Below are 12,385 nucleotides of genomic sequence, written 5' to 3' on the forward strand. Positions count from 1 at the left end.
CACACAATAAATGATGCAAATAACAGGTTTTAGCTGATCATAATGGAACTGATCCGAGGTATACACAATATTAAAGCGCAGCATCATGGCTGTGTATTAACCATAGGTAACTTCGATGGTGTTCATTTAGGACATCAAGAGGTTCTGAGTCAGGTTTCTAAACAAGCTGCAGCATTAGGGCTACCTTCTGTTGTTATGACGTTTGAACCGCAGCCTATGGAGCTGTTTGCCCGAGATAGAGCGCCAGCACGTTTAACTCGCTTACGAGACAAATACGTGCAACTGAGTAAGCTAGATATCAGTCGCTTATTGTGTGTCAATTTTAATCAGTATTTTGCAAGTTTATCCGCAGAAGCATTCATTAAAGATCTTTTGGTTGATAAGCTTGGTGTGAAGTTCTTGGTGGTTGGTGACGATTTTTGCTTTGGTAAAGGTCGCACTGGTAATTTCGCTATGCTCAAAGAGGCGGGCGAGAAGTACGGTTTTGAGGTGGTAAGCACCCAAAGCTATTGCTTAAACCAATTACGAGTAAGTAGTACTGAGATACGAAATGCATTAGCGGTCGATGACTTGGCTGCAAGTGCTACCATGTTAGGACGTGATTACAGTATTAGTGGTCGAGTGTCCCATGGTCGAAAACTAGGGAGAACTATCGGTTTCCCTACCGCTAATATTCCATTAAAGCGTTGTGTTTCTCCTGTATCGGGAGTGTATGTTGTTGAAGCTTTGGATATCGATGGTGTTCCTGTCGGTGGCGTTGCTAATATTGGACAACGACCAACAGTTAATGGGGTAAGGCAGCAATTAGAAGTGCACTTTTTTGACTTTAAAGCCAATTTATATGGTAAACAGTTAGAAGTACGACTTTTGCACAAACTGCGCGACGAGATAAAATTTGAATCGTTCGACGCACTAAAGAATCAAATAGAATTGGATGCTGAAGCCGCAAGGGTGTGGCTGCTTCAGCTAAAGAATTAATCGGATGATTCCACCGATTAACATAATGTCTAACTTCGCCCAATATAACGGAATTAAGAATCGATGAGTGATTATAAAGATACCCTGAACTTACCAGAAACAGGGTTCCCAATGCGCGGCAATCTGGCAAATCGTGAGCCAGAAATGCTGAAGCGTTGGTACAAAGAAGATCTTTACGGCGAAATCCGTAAGGCAAAGAAAGGTAAAAAATCTTTCGTACTACATGATGGCCCTCCATACGCGAACGGCGACATTCACATTGGCCACGCGCTGAATAAGATTCTTAAAGACATTATTATCAAATCTAAGACCCTTTCTGGTTTTGATGCACCGTACATCCCTGGTTGGGACTGTCACGGTCTTCCAATCGAGTTAATGGTTGAGAAGAAGAAAGGTAAGCCTGGTCAGAAGATTTCGGCTGCTGAATTCCGCGAAGAGTGTCGTAAGTACGCTGCGGGTCAAGTTGAAGGTCAGAAAGAGAGCTTCAAACGTCTTGGTATCATGGGCGAGTGGGACAAACCTTACCGCACTATGGATTTTGGCACTGAAGCGAACATCATTCGTTCTTTAGGCAAAATCGCAGACAAAGGTCACCTTCTTAAAGGTTTCAAACCAGTTCACTGGTGTACTGACTGTGGTTCTGCTCTGGCTGAAGCTGAAGTTGAATATAAAGATAAAGTTTCTCCATCTATCGATGTGAAATTTACTGCAGCTGACGAAGCGGCACTTCTAGAGAAATTTACTCTAGCTGAAGGTCATGCGGGTCAAGGCGAAATTTCAATCGTTATCTGGACGACAACACCATGGACTCTGCCGGCGAACCGCGCAGTATGTCTACGTGATGATCTTGAATACGTGCTTATCCAAGTTGAAGCGAATGGCGACCTGCCTGCTCAACGTATCGTTGTTGCTTCTGAATTAGCAAAAGACGTAATGGATCGTGCAGGTATCGAGCATTTCCATAACCTTGGTTTTGCTACAGGTGCTGATCTTGAGCTTTCTCAGTTCAACCACCCGTTCTACGATTTTACTGTTCCTGCTGTTCTTGGTGACCACGTGACAACGGATTCAGGTACTGGTGTGGTTCACACTGCGCCTGGCCACGGTCAAGAGGATTTCGTAGTTGGTAAGAAGTACAACCTAGAAATCGCTAACCCAGTTGGTTCAAACGGCGTTTACCTGCCAGATACTGAGCTATTTGCTGGTCAGCATGTATTCAAAGCGAACGACTCTGTTTTAGAAGTTCTAAAAGAGAAAGGTGCACTTCTGCATCACCACGCATACGAGCACAGCTACCCACACTGTTGGAGACACAAAACTCCAATCATCTTCCGTGCAACACCACAATGGTTCATCTCTATGGATCAAGCTGGCCTACGTGCAAAAGCACTAGAGTCAATCAAGAGTGTTGAGTGGTTGCCTGAATGGGGTCAAAGCCGTATCGAAGGTATGGTTGAAGGTCGCCCTGAGTGGTGTATCTCTCGTCAACGTACTTGGGGTGTGCCAATTGCTCTGTTTGTTCATAAAGAAACAGCAGAACTTCACCCAGAAAGCCCAGTGCTTATTGAAAAAGTTGCGAAGCTAGTTGAAGAGAAAGGCATTCAAGCTTGGTGGGATGTAGACGCTGCTGAACTTATGGGCGCAGAAGACGCTGATAAGTACGAAAAAGTAATGGATACGCTAGACGTATGGTTCGACTCAGGTGTTACGCACTTCTCTGTTGTTGATTCTCGCGAAGAGTACAACTTCCCGAACGAAGAGCGCACTCACAGTGCTGATCTTTACCTTGAAGGTTCAGACCAACACCGTGGCTGGTTCCAGTCTTCTCTAATTTCATCTATCGCGATGAAAGACGAAGCACCATACAAGCAAGTACTAACACACGGTTTTGTGGTGGATGGTAACGGCCGTAAGATGTCGAAATCTATCGGTAACGTTGTTGCACCTAAAGATGTAACCAACAAGCTAGGTGCAGATATCCTGCGTCTATGGGTTGCTTCTACAGACTACACAGGTGAAGTTGCGGTTTCTGATGAAATCCTAAAGCGTTCAGCGGATGCTTACCGTCGTATTCGTAACACGGCTCGTTTCTTCCTAGCGAACTTGAACGGTTTCAACCCTGAAACTGACCTAGTACCTGCTGAAGAGATGGTTGCACTTGATCGCTGGGCTGTTGGTCGTGCTCAAGCTGCACAAGAAGAGATTGTTAAAGCATACGGCGAGTACAATACTCACGGTGTGACTCAACGTCTAATGCAGTTCTGTTCTATCGAAATGGGTTCTTTCTACCTAGACGTAATTAAAGACCGTCAGTACACAGCGAAGCAGGGCAGCCATGCTCAACGTAGCTGTCAGACTGCGCTTTACTACATCGTAGAAGCTCTCGTTCGTTGGATGGCACCTATCATGTCGTTCACTGCAGATGAAATCTGGAATGAAATGCCGGGTGATCGCGACACGTTCGTATTCACAGGTGAGTGGTTCGAAGGTCTATTTGGTCTTGCTGAAGGCGAAGAGCTAAGCAACGAATTCTGGACTGAAATCCAATCTGTTCGTGGCGCAGTGAACAAGCTTCTTGAAGATGCTCGTAAAGAGAAAACGATCGGTGGTGCACTGCAAGCTGAAGTTACTCTATACGCTGACGACGCACTAGCGGCGAAAATCAACAAGCTAGAAGATGAGCTACGTTTCGTACTTATCACTTCTGCAGCTGTTGTTAAGCCACTGAGCGAGAAGTCTGATGCAGCGCAAGCGACAGACGTTGCTGGTCTATTCGTTGAAGTTGCAGCTACTGAAGCTGAGAAGTGTGATCGTTGCTGGCACCACACTCCAGATGTAGGCACTATCGAAGGTCACGAGAAAGTTTGTGGTCGTTGTGTGTCGAACATCGACGGTGAAGGCGAAGTGCGTAAGTTCGCATAACGACTCAGAGAAAGACTGAACTTTTTGTAAAAATCATAGCCCCAGTATCAACTGGGGTTATTTTTAGTTATAGGAAATGTGTTTAACCAAGTCGGTAATCAAAGCCACTTAAGGTGACTAACAATGAATATCAACTTCGTAAATACTAGGAATTGAAATGAGTGAAGTTTCGTTAAAACAATCTGGTGTACGTTGGTTATGGCTGGCTCTATTGGTCTTCTTGGCTGATATCGGCATTAAACTCTTTGTCATGGACAATATGGGTTATGGCTGGGCAAACCGTATTGAGGTGCTGCCATTCTTTAACTTTCTGTATGTGCATAACTACGGTGCAGCGTTTAGCTTCTTGAGTGATCAAAGTGGTTGGCAGCGTTGGTTATTTACGGGTATCGCCTTTGCGGTAACAGGCATGCTGACGTACTGGATGAGCAAACTACCAGCAGCAGAGAAGTGGAATAACATTGCTTATGCGATCATCATTGGTGGCGCAGTAGGTAATGTGTTTGACCGAGTCGTACATGGCTTTGTTGTCGATTACTTAGACTTCTACTGGGGCACTTACCACTGGCCTGCATTTAACTTAGCGGATATGGGAATCTGTATCGGTGCTGCGATGATCATCTTAGATGGTTTCCGTAAGAAAGACGAAAGCAAATAGCTTGCCTCAAAGTCAGTCTATGACTCACAGAATAGAATAGCCCTAAGCGCTGTCGGTTGATTCCGACGGCGCTTTTTTTTATGCTGCAAGTAATATGAGAGCGAAGCAAATGGCGTTTTCAAATAATAAAGAAATCTAAGGAAAGTAACGTGGCAGCAATTAAAAATGATTCAGCAGTAACTCTACATTTTACGATTAAAATGAAGGATGGTTCAGTTGCCGATAGTACGGAAAATATGGGCAAACCAGCAAAGTTCGTCATGGGCGATGGCAGTCTAAGTGAGAACTTTGAAGCGTGCTTACTCGGACTTGAAGCTGGAACTGAAAAATCTATCGAACTGAAAGCAGAAGACGCGTTTGGTATGCCAAACCCTGATCATATTCACTATATGGATCGTGCTAAGTTTGTTGGCGATTCTGAAGTTGAAGTGGGCACTATCATGGCATTCTCTGGTCCTGACGGTATGGAAATCCCAGGGATTATTACTGACATCGCAGGTGATTCAGTGACGGTTGATTTTAACCACCCACTTGCTGGTCAAGACGTTACGTTTGACGTCAACATCTTAGCGGTAGAATAACTATCTTAACGTTAGAATAGCTGTCTTCACGCTAGAACAAGATAGCCTTACAGCTGTGATGTCACCCAGAGCTTCACTGTCTAGACGCTTCACTGTAGAATGCGAACCTCGCTGACGGCGAACTCTATAGAAACAACCTTAGTACCGCGGTAAATGATGAGCAATGAAATGAAAATAATGTTAGCTAACCCTCGTGGCTTTTGTGCCGGTGTCGATCGTGCGATCAGCATCGTAGAGCGTGCACTCGAAATGTATCAGCCACCGATCTATGTTCGCCATGAAGTGGTACACAACCGCTTTGTTGTTGAGGGGCTCAAACAGCGTGGTGCTATTTTTGTCGAAGAACTGAGTGAAGTACCAGACGACAACATCGTGATCTTCTCGGCTCACGGTGTTTCTCAAGCGGTTCGTAAAGAAGCGAAAGAGCGTGAGTTAACGGTATTCGATGCGACGTGTCCTTTGGTGACTAAAGTTCATATGGAGGTTGCTCGTGCGAGCCGCAAACATATGGAAGTAGTACTGATTGGCCACGCGGGTCACCCTGAAGTGGAAGGCACTATGGGTCAGTACGCGAGCCAAACTGGTGGTATGTACTTGGTTGAAAGACCAGAGGACGTACAGAATCTAGTGGTGAACGATCCGAGTAACCTGCACTATGTTAGCCAAACTACCTTGTCTGTTGATGAAACGGCAGATGTAATTGAAGAGTTGCGTCGTGTATTCCCTGAGATTCAAGGCCCTCGTAAAGACGACATCTGTTATGCGACTCAAAACCGTCAAGATGCCGTGCGTGAGATGGCGAATGACGTTGATGTAGTGATTGTTGTTGGTTCTAAGAACTCATCTAACTCAACTCGCCTAAAAGAGCTGGCTGAGAAGCTAGGTACGCCAGGCTACCTAACTGACTGTCCTGAAGACATTCAAACCGAGTGGGTTGAAGGCAAAAAGAAAATCGGTGTAACAGCCGGTGCTTCTGCTCCTGAAGAGTTAGTAAACCAAATCTTAGATCGTATTCGTGAGCTGGGTGCTACCGAGGTTGAAGAGATTCAAGGTCGTGAAGAGAACATGTTCTTCGAAGTGCCGAAAGAGCTGCAGATTAAGCAAGTCGACTAATCGCTATTGATTGGTGACAAGATCGATTCGCAAACACTATCGATTTGTAAACACTATCGATTTGCAAACAGTAAAAAGCCAACGTTGATACGTTGGCTTTTTTGATCGTACTTTGGAACAAGGCGTCGAACTTCTAACTCGTTACTGGAGACCGAGTTGCTCTTTTAAAGTCTTTAAGTAACGACGGCTAACAGGGACTTCAAAGCCAGTAAGGGTAATGATCTCCGCTAATCCATTCTCTAGCAGTTTGATCTCTTGGATCGATTTTATGTTGATCAAATATTGGCGATGACAGCGGATCAAATCGGTTTTTTCTTCCAAGATCTTTAGCGTTAACTGTGAGGTCGCGGTTTGCGATGAGCTACGAACATGCACACCACTGATATCGGAATAGGCGCACTCGACCGTTTGGCTTGCCATGATCACAATGCGGTTATGACCAATACACGGAATCTGCTCTAAGTGGCAGGGAGCAATCGCTGAGATGTTCTGTTCTGGTGCTTTCTGGTTTTGTTTGATGACTTTATTTAGACGACAAACGCTCTTGTTTAATCGACAAGGCTCGACTGGCTTAAGTAGGTAATCAAATGCGTTATCTTCAAAGGCTTGAATCGCATATTGGTCGTAGGCGGTAACGAATACCACGTAAGGCATGGTGTCTGGGTCAAGCATGCTTAACAGTTCAATCCCGGTAACCTGCGGCATTTGGATATCCAAATACACGACATCAGGCTTGAGTAGATTGATCTGTTTCAGTCCTTCGATCGCGTTACTCGCTTGGCCAATGATTTCCACTTCACCGGTTTCGGTTAGCAGCTCAATCAGTTCTTCGCGAGCAAAAAGCTCATCATCGACAACTAATGCCTTTAACATCCTACAATCTTCATCTTGGTTCTATCCCTGCTTGATTCACGCTTATCTTTTAAATGTCTGCTTCTAATTGTTTCAACTCGGAGCGATTTGTCTCCGAAAATACCATTATTTTAGTATAGGTATGATAAAGCTCATTCGAGTAAATTGCTGTGGCTGAGATTCTATTTTTAGTGCTGAATCTTGTCCAAAGAAATTAGTGAGTCGTTTGTCAACAATTTCCATACCTAATCCTACGTGATCTTGAGATGGCTTCTGATAATTACCCGCGTTGTCTTCAACGGTTAACTTGAATCCACCCTCGAAAGCTTCGCTATAGATTTTCACTTTGCCGCCTTCCAACATGTTTGAAATCCCATGTTTGATGGCGTTTTCTACCAGCGGTTGCAGGGTAAAGCTCGGCAATTGAGATTCATACAACTGCGGGTCGATATCCCATTCCACTTCAAGTCGATCGGTAAAGCGTGCTTTCTCTATGGTCAGGTAAGCGTTGACGTGTGCCAGCTCGTCTTTGAGCTTCACGGTGTTGATGTTCTGCTTTAGGTTGCTTCTAAAGAAGTGAGATAGGTGCTGAATCAACTCTCGAGCTTTATCTGGGTCACGGCGTGTTACTGCGCTGATGGTGTTAAGCGCATTGAACAAGAAGTGTGGGTTAACCTGAGCGTGCAGCAGCTTGATTTCCGCTTGTGTCAGTAGCGTCTGTTGTTGCTGATAGTTGCTAAATAGGATCTGGCTCGATAATAGCTGAGCGATACCTTCACCCATCGACATATTGATGGTCGAGAATAGTTTTAGCTTTGGCTCATACAGTTTAATGGTGCCGACCACTTCGTTACCCGCGCGCAGTGGAATAATCAGAGCTGAGCCCAATTTACAATCCTGCGACAAGGAGCATTGGTATGGGTTCTCTTTGCCATCAAGGTAGATGATGTCGTTCTGTTCCATCGAAGTGAGCGTGCTTTGTGATGAAATTGGGGTATTTGGAATATGGTGTTCATCACCAATGCCGACGAACGCGAGAATTTTTTCTCTGTCGGTAATCGCTACCGCACCAACATTGGTCTCTTCATAAACGATACGTACGATTTTTTGTGCGTTATCGGAATTGAACCCGCCATGCAAAATACCTACCGAACGCTCTGCGATGGTTAATGCGCGGCGTGAGAAGGTAGCCGAGTATTTTTCGAAGATGGTTTTCCTGTCTTGGATGATGCTCATGAACAGCGCTGCACCGACTGAGTTAGCAATGATCATTGGCGCAGCAATATCAGAGACCAGAGCGTAGGACTGTTCGAAGGGTTTTGCGACCGCCAGTAGAATCAGCATTTGAATGATCTCTGCAAACAGGGTTACCGAGAAAACCACCAACGGGTTAAACAGTTGGCTGGCTTTGTTCTTTCTGACTAAGTAAACGTGCAATAGGCCACCAATCAAGCCTTCTGCTGTGGTCGAAATAGCACAAGCCAAGTCTGTGAAACCGCCTAATGAGTAACGGTGAATACCGCCAGTAAAGCCGACGGCAAAGCCAACCACAGGGCCGCCAAACAGCCCCCCCATAACCGCACCCATCGCACGAGTGTTGGCTATCGCGTCATTAATCTGCAGTCCGAAATAGGTACCCATAATACAGAACAGAGAAAACAGAACATAACAGCTGACTTTATGACTTAAGCGTGAAGATATGCTCAACAAAGGCAGAATCAATGGGGTTTTACTTAGCATATAAGCAATCACTAAGTAGACACAGGTTTGTTGCAGTAGAGAGAGAATGAGTTCCATATTTTCACCTATTGAGACGCTTGTTAAGTGTAAAGCTCATTGCGTGGTAACGGTAGCTTTGCTTGTGTTTTCGTTGGTTATATCGAGCGGTCATTGCTTCTCAGGCTGAGATGCCAATATTGAGATACAGTAAAGCCCATCACGGTGGACGGGCTTTAGTCTTAATTTCCAAGAATCACTGGGTGATTACGGGAGCAAGCGAAGTGTGTTTGGCTTGTTCTTTTGTCTCTTTATGAAGACTTGTCTCTTTTTATCAATATCCTGAAAGAGCTAGGCGGTTTTGGTTACGCCTTTTGCTTCTTTTTCTTCTTCATCAGCAAGGTCGATATCGCCTTTGCCTTTTGAAATTTTGATAACGTAAGCCGCAATACCGAATGCACTCACCACACCGATGATGGTTGAGATTTGCATTGGTAGACCGAAGCCTAGTTGACTGTTGTTCAGAATGAATGTGATACACACAGATGTCATGAAGATAGCTGGAACGGTTGTTACCCAGTGCAGTTTGTTGTGACGAAGTAGGTAAGCTGAAGCTGTCCACAGCATCATTACTGCTGTTGATTGGTTAGCAAAACCGAAGTAACGCCAGATGATTCCGAAATCGACTTGAGTCAAGATGCCACCGATAACGAATAGTGGTAGAGCCATTAGTAGGCGGTTACGTAGCGTTTTTTGCTCCATGTTGAAGTATTCAGCAAGGATAAGACGGCTTGAGCGGAACGCCGTGTCACCAGAAGTGATTGGTAGAATAACCACGCCAAGGAAAGCAAGGATACCACCGAATACACCCAGTAGACCAAATGAAGCGCTGTATACCACGTTACCTGGACCACCGTTTGCAATCGCATCAGATAGAGATTCAACTGAACCGAAGAATGATAGCGCAAGTGCGCACCAGATTAGAGCAATGATACCTTCACCAATCATTGCACCGTAGAATACGAAGCGACCGTTCTTCTCGTTTTCCATACAACGCGCCATTAAAGGAGACTGAGTTGCGTGGAAGCCAGAGATTGCACCACAAGCGATAGTGATGAATAGAGCTGGCCAAAGTGGTAGGTCATTCGGGTTCATGTTAGTGAACATGTCTTTCATCTCGAAGCCGCCCATGATTTGGTGCTCGTCAGATAGACCAATCGCAGTGATTAGGCCAACAGACATAAAGATAAGTAGTGCACCGAACAGTGGGTAGAAGCGACCAATGATTTTATCGACAGGGACAATCGTTGCGATGATGTAGTAAGCAAATATGATAACAACCATGGTTGTTGCAGACATCGCGAAATCAGTTTGGTCGTTCACTAGGTTAGTGATCATGCCTGCAGGAGCAGATACGAATACGACACCAACTAGAAGCAGTAGAACAATGGCAAAGATGTTCATAAAGTGTTTTGCGCCATTGCCTAGGTAACGTCCAGTGATGGTTGGAACTGAAGCACCGCCGTTACGGATAGATAACATTCCTGAGAAATAGTCGTGTACCGCACCTGCGAAGATACAACCTAGCACGATCCAAAGCATCGCTGCCGGACCATAAAGGGCACCCATGATAGGGCCGAAGATTGGACCGACACCTGCAATGTTAAGCAGCTGAACTAGGTAAACCTTTGGCGTCGACATTGGAACGTAGTCCACGCCATCTTGCTTAGTGTGAGCGGGTGTTTGACGCTTTTCATTGATACCGAAAATTTTCTCGATAAAGGCACCGTAAATAAAGTAGCCACCAATGAGTGCTGCAACACAGGTAAGAAACCACATCATAATTTGTTATCCCTGAATGTATTAATTAAGTCAGGGTGTATATTAGAGGAGTGTATGAGAAGAAACTTCCGCTATGAGAGTGAGTGGTCGAATAGTCAATTAAGTGGTGTTATAACTGATTGAGTGGTTTGTTACGTTTGCAGAGCGGTTGGTTATTCATGTTGAGATGTGTCTTGCTTCTGGTAAGTGGTGATTTATCAGCTTTAAGCGGTAACCAATAGATATCAGTGGCAGATAACAGACATAAGTGGACATCAGCCAGTGTTCAGCGGAGAATCACCACAAATGCAACGCTTCGTCAGGAAGTGGCTAGGTAAATATAAAGGACTGAAATGAAAAAAATAATCGCACTATTCGCCGTGGCATTTAGCCTTGCAGGATGCAGCGCCAATGTTCAAGATTTAGCAGCTGAAGGCAATTGGCAAGAGATTGGCTATCGTGATGGTATCAAAGGCCACACTCAACGTTCGTATTCAGAGATGACTGAGCTTGGCGCAGTCGATCAAGCGAGTTACACAGAAGGTTACCACCTAGGTGTGGCTGAATATTGTAATCCGAACCATGCTTATCAGATTGGTTTATCTGGTCAGGTGTATGAAGGCGTGTGTTCTGGTACGGAAGACGCTCAACGTTTCCGTATGGAATGGCAACGTGGCTGGGATGAGTTCTCAAACGACTATTAAGCCCAAGCTAGCGATAAAAAATTAAAACTAAAAAAGACCAGTACCGCATGTGCACTGGTCTTTTTGTATGTAGCGATAGTAACAGTCAACAGCAGACTATTGATTATTCTCGACTGCTTTTCTCAAGAAGCCATTTTGCTTATCAAGCTGAGCCTTGGCCAATTCTAAATCTAGCCCTGTTAGAATCATCAAAATAGACAACTTCACATCGTAATCAGTCGTTTTAAGTGTCGAGACTGCCAGTGCTTTGTCGCACTCAGTTGCTTGGATAACGATACGAGCAGCGCGGGCAACCAACTTTTCATTGGTTGCTTTTACGTCGACCATCAGATTTTGGTAGCTTTTACCAATGCGAATCATGCTGGCAGTCGTCAGCATATTAAGCACCAGCTTTTGTGCTGTACCTGATTTGAGGCGTGTTGAACCAGTCAATGCTTCTGGGCCAACCACCGGGCTAATTGCGATTTGAGCGATTTCAGCAATTGGAGAGTCAGGGTTACAAGACAATGCAACGGTCACCGCGCCAAGTTGATTGGCATAGTTGAGTGCACCAATCACGTAAGGTGTGCGACCACTGGCAGCTATACCCACCACGACATCATTTTCTGAAAATTGAATCGCTTTCAGATTTTCAATACCGAGAGTTAGCGAGTCTTCTGCGCCTTCTTTAGCTTTTAAAATCGCCTCTGGTCCGCCAGCGATTAGGCCGATAACCATCTTGTCTGAGACGCCGAAAGTCGGCGGGCATTCTGATGCGTCTAACACACCTAATCGACCACTGGTGCCTGCGCCCATGTAAATTAGTCGACCGCCGTTTTGGAAGGCGTGAGCGATCTTGTCAACGGCTTGAGCAATCTGTGGAAGCTCGGCCTCAATAGCGAGTGGTACTTGTTTGTCTTGTTGGTTAATCTTTTCAACCACTTCGAGAGAGGTGAGTAGATCAATATCCATAGTATCAGGGTTTCTCCCCTCCGAAACGAGGTGCGAGAGCGCTGATATGAGAGCGTCGTTACTCATAATGATCCTTAAATGGTGATTCT

General features: G+C 45.1%; 10 protein-coding genes. 6 read left to right on the plus strand and 4 right to left on the minus strand.

The window, feature by feature from the left end; translation table 11 throughout:
* Window positions 1-42: 42 nt before the first annotated feature.
* The 5 genes from ribF to ispH all read left to right on the plus strand — a co-directional run bounded on the left by ribF (window position 43) and on the right by ispH (window position 6,252).
* Window positions 43-978 carry a bifunctional riboflavin kinase/FAD synthetase gene (gene ribF, locus FTW16_RS07230; RefSeq protein WP_017062867.1) on the plus strand — a complete coding sequence of 312 codons (936 nt, stop codon included), beginning with the start codon at window positions 43-45 and terminating at the stop codon, window positions 976-978.
* Window positions 979-1,041: 63 nt separating this feature from the next.
* Window positions 1,042-3,900 carry an isoleucine--tRNA ligase gene (gene ileS, locus FTW16_RS07235; RefSeq protein WP_146490561.1) on the plus strand — a complete coding sequence of 953 codons (2,859 nt, stop codon included), beginning with the start codon at window positions 1,042-1,044 and terminating at the stop codon, window positions 3,898-3,900.
* Window positions 3,901-4,057: 157 nt separating this feature from the next.
* Window positions 4,058-4,558, plus strand: coding sequence for a signal peptidase II (lspA, locus tag FTW16_RS07240; RefSeq protein WP_004735054.1), 501 nt, complete (start codon window positions 4,058-4,060; stop codon window positions 4,556-4,558).
* Between the two features lie 149 nt (window positions 4,559-4,707).
* Window positions 4,708-5,139 carry an FKBP-type peptidyl-prolyl cis-trans isomerase gene (fkpB, locus tag FTW16_RS07245; RefSeq protein ID WP_102321451.1) on the plus strand — a complete coding sequence of 144 codons (432 nt, stop codon included), beginning with the start codon at window positions 4,708-4,710 and terminating at the stop codon, window positions 5,137-5,139.
* Window positions 5,140-5,295: 156 nt separating this feature from the next.
* Entirely contained in the window at window positions 5,296-6,252 is a 957-nt protein-coding gene (gene ispH, locus FTW16_RS07250; RefSeq protein ID WP_146490579.1) for a 4-hydroxy-3-methylbut-2-enyl diphosphate reductase, read from the plus strand.
* A 141-nt stretch (window positions 6,253-6,393) separates the two neighbouring features.
* Here the strand turns inward: ispH and btsR are convergent, their stop codons facing one another.
* The 3 genes from btsR to FTW16_RS07265 all read right to left on the minus strand — a co-directional run bounded on the left by btsR (window position 6,394) and on the right by FTW16_RS07265 (window position 10,662).
* Window positions 6,394-7,125, minus strand: a complete 732-nt coding sequence (gene btsR, locus FTW16_RS07255; RefSeq protein ID WP_017106772.1) for a two-component system response regulator BtsR — start codon at window positions 7,123-7,125, stop codon at window positions 6,394-6,396.
* Window positions 7,126-7,230: 105 nt separating this feature from the next.
* Complete coding sequence (locus tag FTW16_RS07260; RefSeq protein WP_146490562.1) at window positions 7,231-8,901, minus strand: sensor histidine kinase; 1,671 nt, start codon at window positions 8,899-8,901, stop codon at window positions 7,231-7,233.
* Window positions 8,902-9,171: 270 nt separating this feature from the next.
* Complete coding sequence (locus tag FTW16_RS07265) at window positions 9,172-10,662, minus strand: carbon starvation protein A (RefSeq protein ID WP_146490563.1); 1,491 nt, start codon at window positions 10,660-10,662, stop codon at window positions 9,172-9,174.
* Window positions 10,663-10,994: 332 nt separating this feature from the next.
* Between FTW16_RS07265 and FTW16_RS07270 the strand changes: the two genes are divergently transcribed.
* Complete coding sequence (locus FTW16_RS07270) at window positions 10,995-11,345, plus strand: DUF2799 domain-containing protein (RefSeq protein ID WP_146490564.1); 351 nt, start codon at window positions 10,995-10,997, stop codon at window positions 11,343-11,345.
* A 96-nt stretch (window positions 11,346-11,441) separates the two neighbouring features.
* Here FTW16_RS07270 and murQ read toward each other — a convergent pair whose 3' ends face one another.
* A complete protein-coding gene (gene murQ / locus FTW16_RS07275) occupies window positions 11,442-12,362 on the minus strand; it encodes an N-acetylmuramic acid 6-phosphate etherase (RefSeq protein WP_146490565.1) in 921 nt (306 codons plus the stop codon).
* Between the last annotated feature and the right edge of the window lie 23 nt (window positions 12,363-12,385).

The organism is Vibrio sp. T20 (genome assembly GCF_007858795.1).
In the GTDB taxonomy this organism is placed as follows: Bacteria; Pseudomonadota; Gammaproteobacteria; order Enterobacterales; family Vibrionaceae; genus Vibrio; species Vibrio satsumensis.

What these genes read in the sequence shown, in the direction of transcription:
- ribF (WP_017062867.1), top strand. Translation starts at nt 43, where the DNA reads ATGGAACTGATCCGAGGTATACACAATATTAAAGCGCAGCATCATGGC.
- ileS (WP_146490561.1), top strand. Translation starts at nt 1,042, where the DNA reads ATGAGTGATTATAAAGATACCCTGAACTTACCAGAAACAGGGTTCCCA.
- lspA (WP_004735054.1), top strand. Translation starts at nt 4,058, where the DNA reads ATGAGTGAAGTTTCGTTAAAACAATCTGGTGTACGTTGGTTATGGCTG.
- ispH (WP_146490579.1), top strand. Translation starts at nt 5,296, where the DNA reads ATGAGCAATGAAATGAAAATAATGTTAGCTAACCCTCGTGGCTTTTGT.
- btsR (WP_017106772.1), bottom strand. Translation starts at nt 7,125, where the DNA reads ATGTTAAAGGCATTAGTTGTCGATGATGAGCTTTTTGCTCGCGAAGAA.
- FTW16_RS07260 (WP_146490562.1), bottom strand. Translation starts at nt 8,901, where the DNA reads ATGGAACTCATTCTCTCTCTACTGCAACAAACCTGTGTCTACTTAGTG.
- FTW16_RS07265 (WP_146490563.1), bottom strand. Translation starts at nt 10,662, where the DNA reads ATGATGTGGTTTCTTACCTGTGTTGCAGCACTCATTGGTGGCTACTTT.
- FTW16_RS07270 (WP_146490564.1), top strand. Translation starts at nt 10,995, where the DNA reads ATGAAAAAAATAATCGCACTATTCGCCGTGGCATTTAGCCTTGCAGGA.
- murQ (WP_146490565.1), bottom strand. Translation starts at nt 12,362, where the DNA reads ATGAGTAACGACGCTCTCATATCAGCGCTCTCGCACCTCGTTTCGGAG.